Origin of the sequence: Cellulophaga sp. 20_2_10, from assembly GCF_023476645.1 — a bacterium.
Lineage (GTDB): Bacteria > Bacteroidota > Bacteroidia > Flavobacteriales > Flavobacteriaceae > Cellulophaga.
Genome location: NZ_JAMCOJ010000003.1, coordinates 94,855 through 117,077 on the forward strand (window position 1 = coordinate 94,855; position 22,223 = coordinate 117,077).

The 22,223-nt window shown below is 31.9% G+C and carries 12 protein-coding genes, 1 tRNA gene and 1 pseudogene; 9 read left to right on the forward strand and 5 right to left on the reverse strand.

Annotated features, from left to right (window positions below):
• Positions 1 to 77 precede the first annotated feature (77 nt).
• From M4I21_RS06795 to M4I21_RS06810, 4 genes are all read right to left on the reverse strand, one after another.
• Positions 78 to 2,432, reverse strand: a complete 2,355-nt coding sequence (locus tag M4I21_RS06795; RefSeq protein WP_249558364.1) for a M56 family metallopeptidase — start codon at positions 2,430 to 2,432, stop codon at positions 78 to 80.
• 2 nt (positions 2,433 to 2,434) lie between these two features.
• On the reverse strand, positions 2,435 to 2,800 hold the full coding sequence (locus tag M4I21_RS06800) for a BlaI/MecI/CopY family transcriptional regulator (protein ID WP_038505687.1): 366 nt from the start codon (positions 2,798 to 2,800) through the stop codon (positions 2,435 to 2,437).
• A gap of 213 nt (positions 2,801 to 3,013) precedes the next feature.
• Positions 3,014 to 3,463, reverse strand: a complete 450-nt coding sequence (locus M4I21_RS06805; RefSeq protein ID WP_249558365.1) for a hypothetical protein — start codon at positions 3,461 to 3,463, stop codon at positions 3,014 to 3,016.
• Between the two features lie 215 nt (positions 3,464 to 3,678).
• On the reverse strand, positions 3,679 to 5,067 hold the full coding sequence (locus tag M4I21_RS06810) for a dipeptidase (protein WP_249558366.1): 1,389 nt from the start codon (positions 5,065 to 5,067) through the stop codon (positions 3,679 to 3,681).
• A gap of 196 nt (positions 5,068 to 5,263) precedes the next feature.
• On the opposite strand from M4I21_RS06810, the gene M4I21_RS06815 reads away from it, so the two are divergent.
• A tRNA-Leu gene (locus M4I21_RS06815) sits at positions 5,264 to 5,345 on the forward strand.
• Positions 5,346 to 5,568: 223 nt separating this feature from the next.
• Positions 5,569 to 6,774: a thioredoxin fold domain-containing protein gene (locus M4I21_RS06820; protein WP_249558367.1), complete on the forward strand. Its 1,206-nt coding sequence runs from the start codon at positions 5,569 to 5,571 to the stop codon at positions 6,772 to 6,774.
• A 67-nt stretch (positions 6,775 to 6,841) separates the two neighbouring features.
• Here the strand turns inward: M4I21_RS06820 and M4I21_RS06825 are convergent.
• Positions 6,842 to 6,922: pseudogene (locus tag M4I21_RS06825) on the reverse strand (alpha-ketoglutarate-dependent dioxygenase AlkB); the annotation flags it as partial.
• Positions 6,923 to 7,495: 573 nt separating this feature from the next.
• On the opposite strand from M4I21_RS06825, the gene M4I21_RS06830 reads away from it, so the two are divergent.
• From M4I21_RS06830 to M4I21_RS06860, 7 genes are all read left to right on the forward strand, one after another.
• Positions 7,496 to 8,980, forward strand: coding sequence for a xylulokinase (locus tag M4I21_RS06830; protein WP_249558368.1), 1,485 nt, complete (start codon positions 7,496 to 7,498; stop codon positions 8,978 to 8,980).
• A gap of 154 nt (positions 8,981 to 9,134) precedes the next feature.
• Positions 9,135 to 10,451, forward strand: coding sequence for a xylose isomerase (xylA, locus tag M4I21_RS06835; RefSeq protein ID WP_249558369.1), 1,317 nt, complete (start codon positions 9,135 to 9,137; stop codon positions 10,449 to 10,451).
• A gap of 86 nt (positions 10,452 to 10,537) precedes the next feature.
• The gene (xylE, locus tag M4I21_RS06840; protein ID WP_249558370.1) at positions 10,538 to 11,962 is read left to right on the forward strand and encodes a D-xylose transporter XylE; all 1,425 of its coding nucleotides are present in this window, start codon (positions 10,538 to 10,540) and stop codon (positions 11,960 to 11,962) included.
• 78 nt (positions 11,963 to 12,040) lie between these two features.
• Positions 12,041 to 14,080, forward strand: a complete 2,040-nt coding sequence (locus M4I21_RS06845) for a transketolase family protein (protein WP_249558371.1) — start codon at positions 12,041 to 12,043, stop codon at positions 14,078 to 14,080.
• A 12-nt stretch (positions 14,081 to 14,092) separates the two neighbouring features.
• Complete coding sequence (fsa, locus tag M4I21_RS06850) at positions 14,093 to 14,746, forward strand: fructose-6-phosphate aldolase (RefSeq protein WP_249558372.1); 654 nt, start codon at positions 14,093 to 14,095, stop codon at positions 14,744 to 14,746.
• Between the two features lie 316 nt (positions 14,747 to 15,062).
• Positions 15,063 to 17,849, forward strand: a complete 2,787-nt coding sequence (locus tag M4I21_RS06855) for a DUF5060 domain-containing protein (RefSeq protein WP_249558373.1) — start codon at positions 15,063 to 15,065, stop codon at positions 17,847 to 17,849.
• A gap of 11 nt (positions 17,850 to 17,860) precedes the next feature.
• The gene (locus tag M4I21_RS06860; RefSeq protein ID WP_249558374.1) at positions 17,861 to 22,018 is read left to right on the forward strand and encodes a hybrid sensor histidine kinase/response regulator transcription factor; all 4,158 of its coding nucleotides are present in this window, start codon (positions 17,861 to 17,863) and stop codon (positions 22,016 to 22,018) included.
• The last annotated feature ends 205 nt before the right edge of the window (positions 22,019 to 22,223 follow it).

The window sequence follows — 22,223 nt, forward strand, 5'->3', positions numbered from 1 at the left end:
CATTTTGCAATGATTTGTTACAGAAAAAGCCTCTAAATGAGGCTTTTTATTACTTTTTTAAGACATTATTATGAAAACTATTCCTTTATTGGTGGAGCAGGAGGTGGCGGTGGTGGTAACGGAGCTGCTCCTTTTTCTTTTTTAATTAGAGCACTACATTTCTCATAGCTCTTCATTGTTTTCTTATACAACTTATTTAATTCTTCTTTAGTTCCTTTTCCTTGTTTTCTGTATTTACTAACGGCAGTACCATATGCATTAGCATCTTTTTTAAAAGCAGCTCTGGCTTTTGCAAGTTCTTTAGAATCTTGTTTGTGATTTGATGCTGGTAATGGTGGTGGTGGTGGCGGAACTATATTAGACCCTATTTTTTCTTTTTTTGCTATGGCATTGTATATAACCAGAGTCTTCATTGTTTTGTCATACAATTTTGTTAACTCTTCCTTGGTTATTTTTTCTCCTTTAGAATATGCTTCAACAGCAGCACCATATTCAGTAGCATCCTTAGTCCAATCTGCCCAAGCTTTTTTTAGCTCTTTAGAGTTATGTTTTAAACTAGCATTAGCTGCAGGTGGCGGTGGTGGTGGTGGTAATAGTTTTTTGTCTTCTGCCGTTAACTCGCTTCTTTTTTTGTATTCTGTTTTACCATTCTTAATCAGCATAACGTATGGTAGAATAGGAGGATTAGCTGTTTTAACCTTAGCTCTATCTTCTTTGCTTAAGCTAAAGTACAGGCTTCCTAAAAGTGTAAAAAGATCATCTATTTTCTTTTTCTCAGCTTCTGACCTATGTATATAATGTGGCTCTTGTTTAGTTAAGGTTACATATGTATTGTATTCTTTTTTATAGGTTTCTAAAGGATCTTGTTTTTCTTCTTTTATAACTAAGCCTAACTGTTCAGAATTTTTAACGGGGATACTTTCCGGGAAAACAATGTTGTGTTTTTCTATTTCTTCTTTGCTAAACTCAGCATAAAGTTTTTTTAATTGAACATTTTTTATCTCTAAATCATCGTTATAAATTTCGCTGTTATTTTTAAATACATGTAACTCGCTATTATAATTTTGCAGTATACTATTATAGGTATTTACATCAGCTTTAATGTATGTATTGGTAAATCCTTGTTTGGTAAATAAATTTACTTGATGCTCTTGCGGAAATTTTGAGCTGCGTGCATTTTTGTACACATAGCTATTGTTAAAATGTACAATATCTGATGCCGTATATTTGTTTAATACAGAATTAGGAACGTATTTGTTATCTATCCAAATGGCAAAGTTTTCTTTGTTTTTCCAAGAATTAAATTCTGATGGTGTTGGTGCTTTTTTTGTAGTATTTTTTAAATCTATACTAGGAAATTTAAGAATTGTTTTATGGTCTGTAACGCTTGCACGTTGTTCTTCTGTCATTAGATCATAAATGGAAACTATACGCTGATAGTACGTCATATCTATTACTTTCTTCTTTGCATTGTTGTATTTTTTAAAAAATGTACGATATTCTTGCATCATTTTTTCTGAAGCACCTTTCCCTATATTTTTATTGGTGTGTGAGGCTTGATTGTCTACTAAGACTTCTTCTGTTTTTTGGTTGCTAAAACTGTAAAAAAGCAATGCTGCTAAAGGTATAAGTAGCATACTTCTTAATACAACCGACCGTTTTGAGGTTCTTTTTTTCATAACTGTAAATCGTTTTTTGATTGATGAATAATTAATTGAGTTTGCCATATGTGGCTCTGTGGCATTTGATGAAAATGCGAGTAAAATTTTTCTGTAATTAATAGTGTCCGCACCTTGGCTTAATACGGCTTGGTCTGCTAAAAATTCGTGATTTAATTTAATAGCGTGCTTTATAAAATAGATAAGCGGATTAAACCAGAATGCAACTTGTAAAACCTCTATAAGTAACACATCTAAAGAGTGTTTTTGCTTTGCGTGCGTAATTTCATGCAGCAACACTTCTTTTGGTATTTTTTTATGTTGATAGGCTTCTTTATTTAAAAATATGTAACTTAAAAAAGTATGAGGTGTCGTTTTTTCAGACAACAATACATTGGTATGGTTTTGTAACCTTTGCTTAGGATTTTGCTTTATCTTGTTGAATAAATTAGTGCTGTTTTTAATGAATTTTATACTAAAAATTAAAACGCCTAAACCATAAATACTCCAAATAATATATGGCCAGTAATTGGTAGGTTCTGCACTAATTTCTGCAGTGTTTATGTTGCTATACTTCAATGGTGTTTGGTACATTGTTATTGGTACTTGTATGTAAGTAATAAACGTTACTAACGGTATAGCAAAACTTAACGCAATAGCTGCAAGAAGATAAAAACGTTTAAACTTGTGCATATTTTGCTCCTCTAAAAACAGTTTGTAAAAGACAAATAAAATGGCTAAGCAAGCAGTCGACTTTAATAGGTATATAAGCATAACTATTTGTTTTTAAGTTCTTGATCTATTAACTCTCTTAAATGTGCCAACTCTTCTTTAGTTAGGTTGGTTTCTTTGGTAAAGAACGATGCAAATTGTGATGCGCTATCGTTAAAAAAGTTCTTTATTAATCCGTTTACGTGCTTAGAGAAATAGGCTTTCTTTTTTACGAGCGGATAATATTCTCTGGATTTGCCGTATAGATTGTAGGCTACAAAATTCTTGTCTGCCATACGTTTTAACATTGTGGCCACAGTAGTGGTTGCAGGTTTAGGGTCTGAATACTGATCCAGCAAGTCTTTTAAAAATGCTTTCTCTAATTTCCAGAGGTGGTTCATTAGTTCTTCTTCGGACTTTGATAACTGCATAGTTCTACATTGTTAGAATGTTCTCTACAAACGTAGAATAAAAAAATGAATTCTACAAGTGTAGAGTATATTTATTTTGTCTTTTAATTTTTGTTAAGGTCTTAAATCGTGTGCTTTAGGTTGTTTTTGTTGGCTGTTTAAGTTGTTTTGTAAACATAAAAAAAGTCCGTTTCTGTATTAGAAACGGACTTTTTAATATGGTAAATAGTAGCTTTATGCTGTTTCTTTCTCGTCTTCGTCTTTACCAAAGTAGCTAGAATATATTCCGTAAAGAACAATTAAACCTATTAGGCCTAAAATTATTTTTCCACCTAAACGGTCAAAAAACGATGCAGATGCAGTTTCCGGAATTTCTACCTTTGCTACTTCTGCTATTTCTTTTAAGTTTTCTGCAGTTAACTCTACATACGTATCATCATCTACGTAACCTGTTATTATAGGTTCTGTATTGCTATAAGGTAACCATACAATGTGACTTATGGTATACATTTTACCTATGTCAAAATAAGTACCGTCGTCTAACTGAAAATCTTCTGTGTCTGGTAGGTCTACTATTTTAACTATTTTTTGCTCTTCTCCGTAAGGTATTGGAATTCCTCTACCGATAAGATTACTTATTCCGAATATCGAAATAGCTAAAAGAGATAATACTTTTAATTTCATAATTTAATTTTAAAGGTTGGTTTGTAAATGTACTATTTTATTTGAAAGTAATTACGTTAGTTTTTGCGTTAGGGATAGTAGTGAAAAGCCCACAGCGCAGCGAGGACTTGCAGCGCATAGCCTGCCCGTAGGAACGCCCTAAAATAATTGTTAGCATAAAAAAAGTCCGTCTCTGCTAAAAGAAACGGACTTTTTAAGTATTGTTTTTATAGGTGTTAAGAATTCATTTCTGTAAAATTCTTGTAAAAATAAGGAATGGTTTCTATGCCTTTTAGGTAGTTCCAAACTCCAAAATGTTCGTTAGGCGAGTGTATAGCATCACTATCTAGACCAAAGCCCATTAGTATGGTTTTGCTTTGTAATTCTTTCTCAAACAAAGCAACTATTGGTATACTACCGCCACTACGTTGTGGTATTGGTGTTTTGCCAAATGTGGTTTCGTATGCTTTAGATGCTGCTTTGTACCCAACGCTGTCTATTGGTGTTACATAACCTTGACCACCGTGGTGTGGGTTTACTTTTACTGTTACGCCTTCTGGAGCTATATTTGTAAAGTGTTTAGAGAACAATTCTGTTATGTTTTCCCAGTCTTGGTTTGGAACCAAACGCATAGATATTTTTGCGTATGCTTTACTTGCAATTACTGTTTTTGCACCTTCGCCAGTATAGCCGCCCCAAATACCGTTTACGTCTAATGTTGGGCGTATAGAGTTGCGCTCGTTTGTGGTGTATCCTTTTTCTCCGTAAACAGAGTTTATACCTATAGATTTTTGGTAGCCTTCTAAATTAAAAGGTGCTTTCGCCATCTCTGCACGCTCTTCTGTAGATAACTCTTCTACATTATCATAAAAACCAGGAATGGTAATATGGTTGTCCTCATCATGTAAAGAGGCAATCATTTTTGTTAGTATGTTTATTGGATTGGCAACTGCGCCACCGTATAAACCAGAATGTAAATCTCTGTTTGGACCTGTAACTTCTACTTCTACATAGCTTAACCCTCTTAAACCTGTTGTTATAGATGGTACGTCTTTAGAGATCATACCCGTGTCACTAATTAAAATAACATCGTTTTTAAGTTTTTCTCTGTTTTCTTTTACGAATATAGAAAGGTTTACACTACCAACTTCTTCTTCGCCCTCGATCATAAATTTTACATTACAAGGCAATTGGTTGGTGCTTACCATAAACTCTAATGCCTTTACGTGCATGTACATTTGACCTTTGTCATCACAGGCACCACGAGCAAAAATTGCGCCTTCTGGGTGTAGTTCTGTTTTTTTAATTACAGGCTCGTATGGTGGCGAGTCCCATAAGTTAATAGGATCTGCTGGTTGCACGTCATAATGACCATAAACCAAAATTGTTGGTAATGATGGGTCTACTAGTTTTTCTCCGTAAACAATAGGGAAACCTTGTGTTTCGCAAATTTCTACTGTATCACAACCTGCTTTTTCTAAAGCAGCTTTTACGGCATCTGCAGTTGTAAGTACATCATGTGCATAAGCTGGATCTGCACTAACAGACGGAATTTTTAGTAGTTCTATAAGTTCGTTTAATAATCTGTCTTTATTGCTATTTATAAAGCTTTTTACGTCTTGCATAGTATGTTTTTAGAAGGTATAAATGTACAAAAAAAGAAGTTTTTATAATTAAGTATTTCAAAATTGATTTTTTGCATTATATTTGCAACCCAATTAACAAAATTGTTAGTTGCCTAATGCAAGCGTGGTGCCCCCGAATGGTCGGGATGTAGACACGTAAGACTTCTAAAATTTATTTTTCTTAAGTCGATAAAATGCAGGCGTGGTGGAATTGGTAGACACGCTAGACTTAGGATCTAGTGCCGCGAGGTGTGAGAGTTCGAGTCTCTCCGCCTGTACAAACAAAAAGCCTTTCAGGAAACTGAAGGGCTTTTTTATTTTAAAAATCTTCGGTTATAGTACTCTTAATGACCACTTGTCTTTTTAAGTAAACTAATATTAACATTTTTTAACAAGGGGGCAGTTGGTTAAAATGCTTCATGGTAGTAAACGTATAAATATATTATTACAAACTAACTCACTTAACTTTTAAAAAAGTTAAACAAATAACTACCTAACAATATGAAAAAAATAGCAGTATTACTTTTATTTGGTTTAATGACCGTTACGGTATTCTCTCAAGGAATTAATTTTGAACACGGTACTTTGCAAGAAGCTTTAGATAAAGCAAAAAAAGAAGATAAATTGGTTTTTGTAGATACATATACTACTTGGTGTGGACCTTGTAAGTGGATGACAAAGGAAATTTTTCCGCAAGAAAAAGTAGGGGAGTATTTTAATGAAAACTATGTAAGTATAAAAATTGATTGTGAAAAAGGCGAGGGTATTGGCATTGCAAATAAATACGGTGTTGCTGCTTTTCCTACTTTATTATTTTTAGATCCTAACGGAGAAATTGCGCATAAAATAGTTGGAGGTAAAGAAGCCGATGATTTAATACAAGGAGGTAAAGATGCCCTTGATCCTAATAAAAGAATTACAAATATTGCCGCTCGTTACGCAAACGGAGAAAGAGATTTTGATTTTGTTATAGGATACATTAATACATTGGATGCCTCATACAATAAAGGAAAAAGTGCAGAAGTGTCTAAAGAATTGTTAGGGACTATGCCTATTGAAAAATTTGCAAATAAAGATTTATTTGTAGTTGTAGCCAATGCCAAAGTAGATTACAACTCTAAAGAGTATAACTACATTTTAGATAATAAGGAAGCTATTTTACAAAAAGTAGATTCTACCTTATATTTTAGAACCTTAGAGTGGGCAATACAAGGACACTTAAATACGTTGGCAGAAACTACTACTAGTTTAGTTACTTTAGAAACTGAAATTAAAAAATGCAAGCAAGACTTTGTCTCTAAGTATCAAGAAGATTTGGAAAAGGGGTTAAAGTATTCTTTTTTCTTAGCTCAAAAAGAATATGATACCTGGTTTGATTTAAAATTAGCAGAGGCAGAAAAATCTAAGGGAGAGCAGAACTATTTGTATCAAATATACGACATAGGAAATGAGGTTTATATAAATCCTAAGTTTAATGGTTCTAAAGAATCTTTAGATAGAGCTATAGCATTAGGAGAAAAAATGATAGCCGATACTGATGGTCTAATAATGGGTAATTTGTTACTTTCTAAATTGTATTTAAAAGCAGGTAATAAAGAAAAGGCATTAAAACATTTTAATGTATTTTTTGAAACAAATGAAAAGTCTGGAGGCTTAAACGATCATCCTTCTGTAACGAGTATTAAAAACGGAATAGATAATTTATAGAGCTTAAACTTTAAGTTTTAATAGATGATTAAAAAGCCTTTTGGGAAACTAAGAGGCTTTTTTTATGCTAATTTTCTATAGTTCTAAATGTTAAGTTTATTCTTGGAGTGCTTACTTTTTTAGTTGGTGGCAGCCTATGTAGCCAGTTGTATACCGACTGGTTAATAGTTTGTTTTCAAAATAATAGTAATTATTTAATCTATGTTATCGTTTTCATAAACTTCTTATCTGCACAGTTGGGCATATGTATATGTTGATTATAAAAAGTATGGGCTAATTGCAAACTGGGACACTTAAAATAATGTACATAAGGTTATATTGTAGTAAGGCGCTGTTTTAGTTTTATTGCAATTCAGAAAAATGATTAAAAGATTATCCAAGTTTATCACAGAAAAGCCAAAAAGTATTTTTTTTGGAAGGAATGAAATGGAATAGAATTGCGTTGCAAATAAAATCAATAGAAAATTGAATTATTAGGATTGTAAAGTTTATTTAAATAATCGTTTTAGTTTTTCTTATTTTTTAATCTGCTTCCCATCGATTGTAAGAGATAATTTAAAATTTCTCCTTGTTAATAGGGTATTTTGCATATTCTATAATACATCATGCACGTTTTTTGTTATTGGCTTATTGGGTTTAAAAGTAATTTTATTACTCGATTAAAGGCTTAAGAATTATAAATTGTGTTAAGCCGTTTTTTTTAACTTAAAAACAAGAAGGTTTGTATTATTTAGGATTAGACATTGGGAGTTCTTCTATAAAAGTGGCTTTGGTAGACGTAGAAACAGGAAAAAGTTTAGGAGTTGTACAAGAACCTAAAGAAGAGATGGGGATGTTTGCTCAAAAAAATGGTTGGGCAGAGCAAAAACCAAACGATTGGTGGCTGCATATTTGCAACGCAATTACTAAGCTAAAAAAAGAATACAATATAAGTAGAACCCAAATTAAAGGTATTGGTATTTCGTATCAAATGCACGGTTTGGTTTTAGTGGATAAACAAGGAAATCCACTTCGTAAAAGTATTATTTGGTGCGACAGTAGAGCTGTAGAAATTGGTCACAACGCATTTGCTGAAATTGGAGAAGAAAAATGTGCGGCACATTTATTAAACTCCCCGGCCAACTTTACAGCATCAAAATTAAAATGGGTTAAAGAAAATGAACCAGATATCTACAGCAAGATTCATAAATTTATGTTGCCAGGAGATTATGTTGCTTATAGATTTTCGAACAAAATAAATACCACAATTTCTGGTTTGTCAGAAGGTATCTTTTGGGACTTTAAAAATAATTCGGTTGCAGATTTCCTTTTGGAATATTACGGAATAGATGCATCTTTAGTTCCGGATATCGTAGACACCTTTGGAATCCAGTCTTTAGTTGATGAAAAAGGGGAAGAAGAAAGTGGTATTGCCGCTGGAACTCCAATTTATTACAGAGCAGGAGATCAACCCAATAATGCACTTTCATTAAACGTATTTAATCCAGGAGAAGTTGCTGCAACAGGCGGAACATCTGGTGTTGTGTACGCAGTAACAGATAATTTGTCGGGTAAAGAGAGTACCCGAGTTAATAATTTTGCACACGTAAATTATTCCAAAGAAAATAAAAGAATTGGTAAGTTATTAAACATTAATGGAGCAGGAATCCAATATCGTTGGTTGCTAAACAATCTTGCTGTAGACTCTTATGAAGAGATGAATAACTTGGCATCAGAAATTTCTGTTGGTTCAGATGGTGTTTGCTTAATTCCTTTTGGTAATGGAGCAGAACGTATGTTAAACAATAAAGAAATTGGAACTCGTATTGTAAATATGAACCTAAACAATCATCATAAAGGACACATGTGTAGAGCGGCTTTAGAGGGCATTGCTTTTTCTTTTGTATACGGAATGGAGATTTTAAAATCAGACGGTATTCAGCCCAGTGTTATTAGAGCAGGAAACGATAATTTATTTCGTTCAGAAATTTTCGCAAATACAGTCGCAACTTTAATTCAGCAAGAAATAGAGATTTACAATACCACAGGTGCCATTGGTGCTGCAAGAGCGGCAAATTTACATAAAGGAGATTTTCAAGCTTTCGGCAAAGCTATTATGGACAATGATCACGTTATGACATTTATGCCTTTTAAAGACCAAAAGCCATATTTAGAAGCCTATGCAAATTGGAAGAAAGAACTAGAACTCGTATTAAATAATCAATAAAAGTTTTTGAGCATTCCCTAAAAAGGTCGGGCTTTACGCACTCGCTTTTTTTACTTAAAAAAGTAAAAAAGAGCTCAAACAGATGCTTCAATCCCTAACGCAGCATAGCGTAATAAAATAAGTACACGTATAAACAATTAAATAACATTTTAAGATGGCAAATAAAGAATATTTTAAAGGAATTGAAAAAATTCAATTTGAAGGAAAGGAATCAGATAATCCATTAGCATTTAAATACTACAATCCAAACCAAGTAGTTGCAGGAAAAAAAATGAGCGAATGGTTTAAATTTTCAATAGCATATTGGCATACATTCTGCGGACAAGGAGGAGATCCTTTTGGACCAGGAACACAAAGTTTTGCTTGGGATAAATCTTCAGATGCAATTCAAGCAGCAAAAGATAAAGCAGATGCCGCTTTTGAGTTTATTAATAAAATGGGCTTCGATTATTTCTGTTTTCATGATTACGATTTAGTGCAAGAAGGCGCAACCTTGGCAGAATCAGAAAAAAGATTAGATACTATTACAGATTACATTAAAGGTAAGCAAGCAGAAAGTGGTGTAAAATTATTATGGGGAACAGCAAACTGTTTTTCTAATCCACGTTACATGAACGGTGCTGCTACAAATCCAGATTTTAATGTAGTTGCAAGAGCAGGAGGTCAAGTAAAATTAGCTTTAGATGCGACCATTAAATTAGGCGGTGAAAATTACGTTTTTTGGGGCGGAAGAGAAGGTTACATGTCTTTATTAAACACAGATATGGGACGTGAATTAGACCATATGGGACAATTCTTAACCGTAGCAAGAGATTATGCAAGAGCACAAGGTTTTAAAGGAACTTTCTTTATTGAGCCAAAGCCTATGGAACCAACAAAACATCAATATGATTTTGATTCTGCAACGGCAATTGGATTCTTAAAAGAGTATGGTTTAGACAAAGATTTTAAATTGAATATTGAGGTAAACCACGCAACCTTAGCACAGCACACTATGCAACATGAAATGGCAGTTGCAGCTAAAGCGGGAATGTTAGGAAGTATAGATGCAAACAGAGGGGATTACCAAAACGGTTGGGATACAGATCAGTTTCCAAATAATATTCAAGAAACAACCGAAGCTATGTTAGTTTTCTTACAGGCAGGAGGATTACAAGGAGGTGGAGTTAATTTTGATGCAAAAATCAGAAGAAATTCTACTGATATGGATGATGTTTTTCATGCACATATTGGTGGAGCAGATACATTTGCAAGAGCATTATTGACTGCAGATAAAATTATGACTTCTTCTGCTTATAACTCTTTAAGAGAGAAGAGGTATAACTCATTTGATGCCGGTAAAGGTAAAGATTTTGAAGGAGGTAAATTAGATCTTAAAGATCTATATAATATTGCTCTAGAAAATGGGGAATTAGCATTACAAAGCGGCAAACAAGAATTATTTGAAAACATTATCAATCAATATATATAAAAAAAGCCTTTCAGAGTTTAAACTCTGAAAGGCTTTTTTTATAAGCTTCTATTTAATAGTATAACTTTAAACTAACGAAACACACTGTGGGGAAATCAATAAATTCAGGATATCTTATTAAATTGACATTAGTGGCTACTCTAGGCGGATTGCTATTTGGATATGATACCGGTGTAATTTCAGGAACTGTAGGTTCTCTAGATAGTTTTTTTGTAACTCCCAAAGGTTTATCAGAAACAGCAGCTAGTGCTTTTAAAGGTTTCTTAGTTTCTAGTGCATTAATTGGTTGCATTATTGGTGGTGTTTTTGGAGGGTTAGTTAGTAAAAAACTAGGCAGAAAAAAAGGATTAATACTTGCGGCCATTTTATTTTTAATATCTGCTTTGGGTTCAGCAATGCCAGAAATGTTTATTGGTACTTTAGGAGAATTAGATCATACTTTTTCATCCATTTTTATTGTGTATAGGGTTATTGGAGGAATTGGAGTAGGTTTAGCATCTATGTTATCCCCGTTATATATAGCGGAAATTGCACCAGCAAAAAGTAGAGGTAAATTGGTGTCGTTTAATCAACTGGCTATTGTTGGAGGTTTTATGGTAGTTTATTTTGTAAACTATTTTATCTCAAGAAGTGGAGGTTCAGATGCTTGGTTAAATGAAGTTGGTTGGAGATGTATGTTTGGTTCAGAAGTAATACCTGCAGGTCTGTTTTTAATACTTTTATTTTTTGTTCCGGATACACCTCGTTCTTTAATGTTACGAAAAAAACCAACAGAAGCCTTAGATGTTTTAGTGAAGGTAAACGGCCAAGAAGAAGGGAATAGAGTTTTTAAAGAAATTGAAAGCTCTATGAATCAAAAATCTTCAGGGCATATTTTGTCTTTTGGCTGGCTGGTAATTATAATTGGTGTTTTCCTTTCTATTTTTCAACAATTTGTGGGCATAAACGTAGTGTTGTATTACGCTCCTGAAATTTTTAAAACCATTTCATCTGGTACCGATAGTGCCTTATTGATGACTATTATTGTAGGTGTTGTAAATTTCTTATTTACTATTGTCGCTGTAAGAACAGTAGATAAATATGGTAGAAAACCATTAATGATTATTGGAGCAGCAGGTATGGCAGTAGCTATGGTAAGCTTAGGTTTTGTTTTTTATTTAGGAGCAACAGGCTATTTCGCATTATTTTGTATGATGTTGTATGTTGCAAGTTTTGCTATGAGTTGGGGACCTGTTACTTGGGTTTTATTAGCAGAGATTTTTCCAAATAAAATTAGAGGTAAAGCTTTGGCAATTGCAGTTGCAGCACAATGGATTTCTAACTATTTAGTGTCCTTAACATTCCCCGTGATGAATGATAATTCTTATTTAACAGAACTATTTAATCATGGATTTGCGTATTGGGTATATGGTGTAATGAGCATTTTAGCGATGTTATTTATTATGAAATACATACCCGAAACTAAAGGAAAAACTTTAGAAGAGATGGAAGGTCTTTGGAAGAAAAAATAAGTATAAAATCAATTTAATAATAATAAACCCAATTGATGACCTTTTTTGTGAATTGGGTTCATTTATAAATAAGTAAAAATGAATAAAAAAATAGACCAACAATCAGCAGACAATATTAGAGCCTTAGCTGTAGCGATGGTAGAAAAAGCAAATTCAGGTCATCCAGGAGGACCTATGGGAGGAGCAGATTTTATGCACATCTTATATTCAGAATTTTTTAATTTTGATCCTTCAGATATGACTTGGGCATTTAGAGATCGTTTTTTTATGGATGCAGGGCATTTATCAACCTTAATGTATGCACAATATTATCTTTTAGGAAACTATAAAAAAGAAGATGTAGCCAACTTTAGACAATGGGGCTCTATAACTCCTGGACACCCAGAAGTAGATGTTGCAAGAGGAATAGAAAATACATCTGGACCTTTAGGACAAGGCCATACAATGGGAGTTGGTGCAGCAATTGCAGCGAAGTTTTTACAAGCTCGCTTTGGAAATTGGATGGATCATAAAGTTTATGGTTTTATTTCAGATGGAGGAGTGCAAGAAGAAATATCACAAGGAGCAGGAAGAATTGCAGGTCATTTAGGACTGAACAATTTTATTATGTTCTACGATTCTAATGACATTCAATTATCTACACCAACTGATGAAGTTACTTCTGAAGATACAGCTATGAAGTACAAAGCTTGGGGTTGGAAAGTAGTTACTATTGATGGTCATAATCATGATGAAATAAGAAAAGCATTAAAAGATGCGAATGCAGAAACTGAAAAGCCAACCTTAATTATTGGTAAAACAATCATGGGTAAAGGTTGTGTAACATCTGATGATAAAATTTTTGAAGGTGAATGTGAATTACACGGACAACCAATTGGAGCTTCAGGTGCAGATTACATAAAAACTTTATTAAATTTAGGTGCAAATCCAGAAAGTCCTTTTGATATTTATGAAGATGTTAGTGTCTTTTATAAAGAATTATTAGAGAGAAAAATAATTGAAGCAAAAGAGAAAAAAGTAGATATTTCTATTTGGAGAGAAGCAAACACAGAATTAGCAACAAAATTAGATTTCTTCTTATCAGGAGAATTACCTGAATTAGATTTTGAAGGTATTGAACATAAAGCAGGTTTAGCTTCGAGAGCAGCTTCTTCTGGGGTTTTAGGGTATTTGGCTGAAAATGTAGAAAATATGATTGTTTCCTCTGCAGATTTATCAAACTCTGATAAAACAGACGGATTCTTAAAGAAAACACATGCGCTTAAAAAAGGTGATTTCAGTGGATCCTTTTTACAAGCAGGAGTTGCGGAGTTAACGATGTCTTGTATTGCAAATGGAATTGCATTACATGGAGGAATTATTCCCGTAGTAGCTACTTTCTTTGTGTTTTCAGATTATATGAAACCAGCTATTCGTTTAAGCGGTATTCAAGAATTAGGAGTAAAATATGTGTGGACTCATGATGCTTTTAGAGTTGGTGAAGACGGACCAACACATCAACCCGTAGAGCAAGAAGCGCAAATTCGTTTGTTAGAAAAATTAAAAAACCATAGTGGAAATCCAAGTTTCTTAGCTTTACGTCCTGCAGATTCTGCAGAAACAAGTGTGGCTTGGAAAATGGCTTTGGAAAATAAAAATTCGCCAACAGGTTTAATTTTATCAAGACAAGGAATTAAAGATTTACCAGCCAAAGGCGCATCATCAAGATATCAAGAAGCATTAGCTGCTGAAAAAGGAGGTTATTTGGTAAAAGAAGTTGAAAATCCGGATATTGTTTTAATAGCAAATGGATCTGAAGTAGCAACTTTAGTAGCTGCAGCAACCATATTAGAACAAGAAAACGGATTAAAAGTAAACATTGCTTCAGTAATTTCTGAAGGAGTATTTAGATTACAGTCTAAAGAATACCAAAACAGCATCATTCCAAAAAATAAACCTTTATTTGGTTTAACAGCAGGTTTACCAGTAAACTTAGAGGGTTTGGTTGGGGATACAGGAAAAGTGTTCGGGTTAGATCATTTTGGGTATTCAGCTCCGGCATCTGTACTGGATGAAAAATTTGGATTTACAGGAGAAAAAGTAAGTATACAAGTATTAGAGTATTTAAAAACAGTATAAAATTAAAAACAAATGAAATTTTTTATAGATACAGCAAACCTTAATGATATTGCAGAAGCAGAAGCGTTAGGAGTTTTAGATGGTGTTACAACCAACCCATCTTTAATGGCAAAAGAAGGAATTACAGGAGCAGAAAATATTTTAAATCATTATAAAAAAATCTGTGATCTTGTAGAAGGAGATGTTTCTGCAGAAGTAATTGCTACTGACTATGATGGAATGATAAAACAAGGAGAAGAATTAGCTGCTTTACATCCACAAATTGTAGTGAAATTACCTATGATTGCAGATGGTGTAAAAGCATGTAAATATTTTTCTGATAAAGGAATTAAAACGAATGTAACCTTAATATTTTCTGCAGGTCAAGCATTATTGGCTGCAAAAGCTGGGGCAACGTATGTTTCTCCTTTTCTAGGAAGATTAGATGATATTTCTACAGATGGATTAAATTTAATTTCGGAAATGAGATTAATATATGATAATTATGGGTTTACATCTAAAATTTTAGCGGCATCCGTAAGAAACACAATGCACGTTATCAATTGTGCAAAATTAGGATCTGATGTTATGACAGGTCCATTATCTTCAATTACAGGTTTATTAAATCACCCATTAACAGATAGTGGTTTGGCAAAATTTTTAGAAGATTACAAGAAAGGAAATTAGTATTGACTGTTCTGTTAAAAAAAAAGTAAAGGGTGAATTCTATTTAGGGTTCACCCTTTTTTTATGGAATAAATAATTAAGGAGTTGGTTTTAGTAATATTTGCAGAATCTATAACATATCATGCACGTTTTTTGTTATTGGTTTTTTTAGTTTAAAAGTATTTTTATTCATAATAGAAATTCTGAAGAACTATTTATTTTCGAGTCATGAAAATAGTTTTTTACAAAATCAAAATTTAATTTTATGTCAGTAAGTAAAAGGAATTTAATTTTATTTTTTTTAGTGTCCATTTCAAATTTCACTATGTTTTCTCAAGTGAAAATTGAGGGAAAATTGGAGGAGTGGAACAAAGTAACAATTAGTTTTAATTATGAAGAATTTCATGAAAACGATGAAGACAATCCATTTTTAAATTATAGATTAAATGTTACTTTTAAAAATGGTGATGAAGAAATAATTATTCCTGGTTTTTTTGCTGCTGATGGAAATGCTGCTGAAACTAGTGCTAAAAAAGGTTTGGTTTGGCAAGTGCGTTTTATGCCAAATAAAATTGGAAAATGGACGTATAAAGCTTCTTTTAGAAAGGGAAATGAAATAGCCATAAATGATGATGAAATAGCTGGGAAATCTGTTGGTTTTGATAATGAAACTGGAAGTTTTGTAGTAAAAAGGAGTGAGAATAGAATCGATGGACGATTAATTTATAAAGACGAACGTTACTTACATTATTCTAGATCTAATAAACCATTTTTAAAAGGTGGAGCAAATAGTCCAGAAACTTTTTTGGCATATTATGAGTTTGATGAAACACCAGCGACTCACAAATATCAACCGCATTTTAAGGATTGGAAAAAAGGAGATCCAACTTGGAAAAATGAAAAAGGGAAAAACATTATTGGAGCACTAAATTATTTGGCTTCTAAAGGAATGAATTCTGTCTTTTTTTTAACAATGAATGTACAAGGAGATGGTGATGATGTTTGGCCTTGGACGACTAAAAATGATAGAACTCGTTTTGATACAAGTAAATTAGATCAGTGGGAAATTGTTTTTGATCACATGGATAATTTAGGTTTGATGATGCATATTGTTACTCAAGAAACAGAAAACGAATTGCTATTAGATATTGGTGAGTTAAAAACGCAACGTAAATTATATTACAGAGAATTAATTGCAAGATTTTCGCACCATTTGGCAATTACTTGGAATCTAGGTGAAGAAAATGGACCCGTACATTGGTCTCCAAAAGGACAAAGTGATGCGGATAGAAAAGCGATGGCTACCTATATTAAAACACATGATCCTTATCATAATTTTGTGGCTTTGCACACTCATTCTCTTGCAAAAGAACAAGATTTGTATTTAGAACCTTTATTAGGTTTTGAATTTTTAGATGGACCGTCTATGCAAACTAATAGTCTAGATTCAATTCATAATATCACAAAAAAATGGATTTCTGAATCTCAGTTAGCGGGCAAAAATTGGGTGGTTTCTCAAGATGAAATAGGACCTGCAGATGCGGGTGCAAAACCAGATGTAGATGACCCAAATCATGATACTATAAGAAACGAAGTTTTATGGGGAAATTTAATGGCTGGAGGAGCAGGAGTAGAATGGTATTTTGGTTATAAATATGCGCATAACGATTTAAATTGTGAAGATTGGAGATCAAGAGAAAATGTTTGGAACCAAACAAAACACGCATTGGACTTTTTTAATAAATACTTGCCTTTTGATAAAATGTATGCTGCAGATGGTTTAACAGATAACCCAGACGATTATGTTTTTGTAGAAAATGATAAAATTTATGCGATATACTTACCGGAAGTAAAAGAAACTAAAATCAATTTATTTGGTTCAACAAAAAAATACACTGTTAAATGGTATAACCCAAGAACTGGTGGAAAACTGATAAATGGTTCTATTAAAAAAATTATAGGTGGGTATGAAAAATCAATTGGTTTTCCACCAAATAAAGATAAAGATTGGGTTGCACTTATTACATCAATCAAAAATGAAAAAGAAAAGTTTAATAAGAAGGACCAAGAAGTCATCAGTTTAAATGGAATTCAAGATTTTGATTTAGTAAAAAATCAAGGTTTTGGGTATTACAAAGATTATACAAACAATGTATTAGCAATTAATGCATCAGAAAGAGATAATAGAGCTAAATTTGCAACCGCAACTACTAAATTTAAAGGTGCTACAGGTGCATATAATTTTACTTTTGTTACAACTGCAGAAAATGATGGTGAATCTACTTACGTTATAAAAATTAATGGATTAGCTTTAGATACTATCAAAAACCCTAGAGTTTCTGAGTCTTTTAAAAGTATTAGACATCTAGTTAATAGTGTTTTTTTACATGAAAATGACATTATAGAAATAACATCTAAAGCGGTTACTAATGGTTTAATACCAGAAGGAAATGAAACGGCTTGGTCTAGAGGAAGATGGAATTCTATCACTTTTACACCTAAAAATTATTCACTATTAAAAACGTTAGCGGATACAAAGCCATTTGAAGAAAAAGAAGGCATGTTAGAAATTGAAGCAGAAAACTATCATTATAAAAATAATAATAGCACAAAAAGAAATTGGGTTGTAAGATATTTAAATGATAAAGTAAATAAAAATTTATCTACTACAAATTATAGTAAATCTGCGAATAAAAATAGTTATATTGAAGCTTTGCCAGATACTAGGGTTACCCATGATGATGCACTTATTTTAGGTGAAAATTTTTTCCCTGTTTCTGGTACAGGAGGTATTGTTTCGTATAAAATTAAAATAAATGATCCAGGAAAATATTATATTTGGGTAAATGCACTTTCTACAGGTACAGAAGATAATGGTGTACATGTTGGTTTTAATGAAAATTGGCAAGAAAGTGGAGCAAGAATGCAATGGTGCGATGGTAAAAATGAATGGACTTGGTCTTCTGCACAAAGAATGACAGATAACCATTGTGGTAAAGAAAAAACTGTTTACTTAGAGTTTGATAAAGTAGGTGAATATGTTTTGTCTTTTTCTATGAGAGAAGACGGTTTTAAAATGGATCGTGTTATTCTAACAAAAAACAAAAATTTTAGTCCTAATTAAAATCCCAAATTATGCAACTTAAATGGTGTATTGCTTTTATGTTGTCTTTATGTACATTTTTCTGTGTACCTATTGAGGCGCAAAATAAAACGCAAAATTTTAATTTTGAAACCATAAAAGAAGGTATTTCTAAGGTTGGTATTTATACCATTATTCAAGATAATAATGGGTTTATTTGGATAGGAACCAATGGGTCTGGTTTGTATAAGTTTGATGGTCTTGATTACATTTCTTATAAGTTTAAGCAAGGAGATTCAACATCTATAAGTAGTAACTTGGTTTTTTCTTCATATTTAGATAAAGATAATAACCTTTGGGTGGGTACTGAAGATGGTTTAAATTTGTATGATAGAGATTTAGATCAGTTTAAAAAAATATCTATTGGAGAATTAAAAGGCGTTAATATTTCAGTACTAAGCATTTTAGAGCATAATGGAAATTTATACATAGGAACTAGAAATTATGGGCTTTTTAGTTTGAATTTGAAAACTAGAAAAATTAAAAGATTACGAATAAAAGATGATAGTAGCCCCGCTATAAATAGTATACAAAAAAATAAAAGCGGAACTATATTTCTTGGTACAAGTTTAGGGTTAAGGAAATTAGATACTTTAAATTCTTTAATTGTAAAACCTAAAAAGTTAGAAGGTTTTAATACCTCAAATTTTGAAATTCCTATTCAAACTTTATTGGTAGATAGTAGCGATAATTTATGGGCAGGAAGCTATACAAAAGGTATTTTTAAGTATCAACTTCAAGGCAATAATATTATTGGTTTCTCACAATTTTCTATCACTGAAAAACGCATATTATCTTTAGTGGAATTAGCAGATAAAACCTTTTTGTTTGGTTCAGAAAATGATGGTCTTTTTCATTTGGATTCTAATGGAGTTTTAATAAAAAACTACCTCTATAATAAAAAAGACAAAAATAGTATTCGTTCAAATTCAATTTGGTCATTGTTTGTTGATAATAATCAAAGAATCTGGATGGGATATTATAATAGTGGTGTTGTTGTTAGTGATCATTTGTTTGATAAATTCGGCAACATAGAAAGTTTAGAAAATAACCCTAATTCATTACAAACGGGTTCTGTTACAGGTATTATAAAAGGCAATTCTAATAAGTTATGGATAACAATGGATGGCGGAGGTGTGGATGTTTTAGATATGGAAACATCTGTAGTAAATCATATTAATATTTCAGATAGCACTTTTTATAAAGGTTTAACAAGTAACTATATACAAACTATTTTATTAGATAGTAGAGGTGATATTTGGGCTGGTAGCTGGGATAGTGGTATTTATATTTTGAAAAAAGGAGAAAAAATATTCACAAATATTAATATTCAGAATTCAAAAGGGAAATTATTGTCTAATGCCATTTTAAGTATTGCAGAGGGTAAAGATGGCGTAATTTGGATTGGAACTTTTTATACGGGGTTATATTCTTTTAATCCAGATACAGAAATCTTAACGCACCATAATTCACAAGAATTTTTAGAAAAAGGTTTAGCTACTAGCGATGTTAGAAAAATATTAATAGATTCTAATGAGACTATTTGGGTTGGTACAACTGCAGGTCTTTTTACCATAGATAAGGATATTAACGGTAAATTAGGTATTACTTCGTTTGTAAAACCTATGGCTAAGGCTAATAATAACCAAAAAAGCTCAATTCATATTTTATCATTATATGAAAGTAAGGACAATTATATTTGGATAGGAACAAGAGGAGCAGGTCTTTGTAGGTATGATAAAAGAAATAAGGAATTTAAGTGGTATAACAAGTCTTCTGGTTTAGAAGAAGAAAATGTTGCAAGTATAATAGAAGACAATTCAGGTAATATTTGGGTTAGTGGAAATTCTGGAATTACAAAATTAGATTTAAAATTTAACAAGGTTATAAATTACAGTACCAATGATGGTTTATTATCTGATGATTTTAATTTTAATGCAGTTCTAAAAGACGAAGAAGGAAAACTGTTTTTTGGTAATTACAAAGGTATAGATTACTTTAATCCTAAAGATTTAAATACAAATTCTAGTAAGCCTTCGTTGTACTTAACAGGCTTAAAGATTTTTAATAAAGATGTTATTCCTAAAGAAGAGAACTCTCCTCTTTTTAAAACAATTACAGAAACAAAAAGTATAGAGTTTAATTACAAACAGTCTGTATTTACTATAGATTATACGGGTATTAGTTACACTAGACCAGAAAAAAATCAATATGCTTATTATTTAGAAGGATTTGAAAAATCTTGGAATTATGTTGGAAACCAAAGAAGTGCAACATATACGAACTTAGATTATGGTGATTATGTTTTTAAGTTGAAAGCAGCAAATAATGATGGTCTTTGGAATGAAACACCTTTAGAATTAAAAATAAAAATTTTACCGCCTTGGTGGAAAACAAATTGGGCGCTAACATTATATGTCTTACTATTTATTCTAGGAGTTTTACTTTTAAATAAAATAACAAAGAATAGAATAAAAGAGAAAGAACTTATAAAAAATGAAAGAAACCAGAGAATTCAGCAAGAAGAATTAAATAAAAAAAAGTTACAGTTTTTCACGAATATTTCTCACGAATTTAGAACGCCATTAACACTTATTCTAAATCCTTTAAAGGATATAATGAGGGATGAAACTTTAAATTTACCTGAAAAAGTTAAATCTAAACACAGTACTATTTATAGAAATTCTGATAGATTATTTAGGCTTATAAACGAGCTTATGGATTTAAGAAAGTTAGAATTTGATAAAGTAAGAGTAAGAGCATCAGAATTAAACTTGGTAGATTTTACTAAGAATATTGTTCTTTTCTTTAAAGAAGAAGCTTCAAATAGAAATATATTTTTGACTCTAGATACAGAAATGTCGTTGATAAAAACATGGGCGGATCAGAATATGCTTGAAAAAATTATTTTCAATATTTTGGCAAATGCAATGAAGGTGACTCCAGATGATGGTGTGATTAATGTAAATTTAATTGATAATGATGAAGACTATATTTTGCCTCTAATTTCATCAACCGAAGCTGTAAAAGTAGTCGAAATTGTAATATCTGATACAGGTAAAGGGCTTGAAGAAGATCAGGTTGATAAAATATTTGAAAGATTTTATCAAGTAGAAAGCCTTAATAAAACGTATTATGGAGGGACAGGTATAGGATTAGAAGTAGTTAGTAGTTTTGTTAACTTACATAAAGGGAAGATAGAAGTAACTAGTAAAATAGATGAAGGAACTACCTTTAGAATAATTTTGCCAAAAGGAAAAGAGCATTTTTCCAAAGATGAAATTAAGAGTTTTAAATTAGAAGAAGATCTTCCTAAAAAAGAGATAAATTTTATTCCTGAAAATAAAATTTCAAGAAAAGAGGAGGAAGATGAGAAGGAAAAAACAACCTCTAAAAAGTATACTATCCTTGTTGTTGAAGATAATACGGAGTTAAGAAATTATTTAAAAACAGAATTAAGTAAAACCTACAAAGTTTTAGTAGCAAATAATGGTTTAGAGGGTTTAAGTGTAGCAGAAAAATCTTTTCCAGATGTTATTTTAACAGACGTTATTATGCCAGAAATGGACGGTTTTGAGTTTTGTAAACGTATTAAAACAGATATTAAAACGAGTCATATTCCTTTATTAATGCTTACTGCAAAGGCTAGGATAGATGATCGTATTGAAGGAATAGAACATGGTTCCGATGCTTACATGACCAAACCATTTGACATGCGCTTACTTACTTTAAGACTGTCTCAATTAATTACCAGTAGAAAATTAATTTTTGATAAATACTTTAGTGAAGTTAGTGGTGGAAAAGAGAACACAAATGCTACTTCTATAGACAAAGAGTTTATTAATAAAGTTTTAGCATACATAGGTGAGAATATTAGCAATTCTAGTTTAAGTGTAGAAGAATTAGCTAATGAATTAAATCTAAGTAAAAGTCAATCATACAGAAAAATAAAATCCTTAACAGGCCAAACTCCAAATGAACTGTTAAGAAGAATTAGATTAGAAAGAGCATATCAAATATTAGAAACCGGTTCAGCATTTATAAGTGAAGTAGGTTTTAAAGTTGGTTTTTCTTCTGCATCCTATTTTACAAAATGTTTCAAAGCACATTTTGGAAAACTACCAACCGAGGTTGTAATCAAGGAAAAATAATAATTCTTTTCATTTTCCTTAACAGGACAAACTCCAAATAAACTGTTAAGGAGAATTAGATTAGAAAGAGCATATCACATATTAGAAACAGGTTTAGCATGTGTAGGCCAAGTTGGTTTTAAAGTTGGTTTATCGTCTATATCTTATTTGCAAAATGATTCAAAGCACATTTCGCATAACTAGCAGTCAATGTTGTCATTAAAGA

What these genes read in the sequence shown, in the direction of transcription:
- M4I21_RS06795 (WP_249558364.1), bottom strand. Translation starts at nt 2,432, where the DNA reads ATGCTTATATACCTATTAAAGTCGACTGCTTGCTTAGCCATTTTATTT.
- M4I21_RS06800 (WP_038505687.1), bottom strand. Translation starts at nt 2,800, where the DNA reads ATGCAGTTATCAAAGTCCGAAGAAGAACTAATGAACCACCTCTGGAAA.
- M4I21_RS06805 (WP_249558365.1), bottom strand. Translation starts at nt 3,463, where the DNA reads ATGAAATTAAAAGTATTATCTCTTTTAGCTATTTCGATATTCGGAATA.
- M4I21_RS06810 (WP_249558366.1), bottom strand. Translation starts at nt 5,067, where the DNA reads ATGCAAGACGTAAAAAGCTTTATAAATAGCAATAAAGACAGATTATTA.
- M4I21_RS06820 (WP_249558367.1), top strand. Translation starts at nt 5,569, where the DNA reads ATGAAAAAAATAGCAGTATTACTTTTATTTGGTTTAATGACCGTTACG.
- xylA (WP_249558369.1), top strand. Translation starts at nt 9,135, where the DNA reads ATGGCAAATAAAGAATATTTTAAAGGAATTGAAAAAATTCAATTTGAA.
- M4I21_RS06845 (WP_249558371.1), top strand. Translation starts at nt 12,041, where the DNA reads ATGAATAAAAAAATAGACCAACAATCAGCAGACAATATTAGAGCCTTA.
- fsa (WP_249558372.1), top strand. Translation starts at nt 14,093, where the DNA reads ATGAAATTTTTTATAGATACAGCAAACCTTAATGATATTGCAGAAGCA.
- M4I21_RS06860 (WP_249558374.1), top strand. Translation starts at nt 17,861, where the DNA reads ATGCAACTTAAATGGTGTATTGCTTTTATGTTGTCTTTATGTACATTT.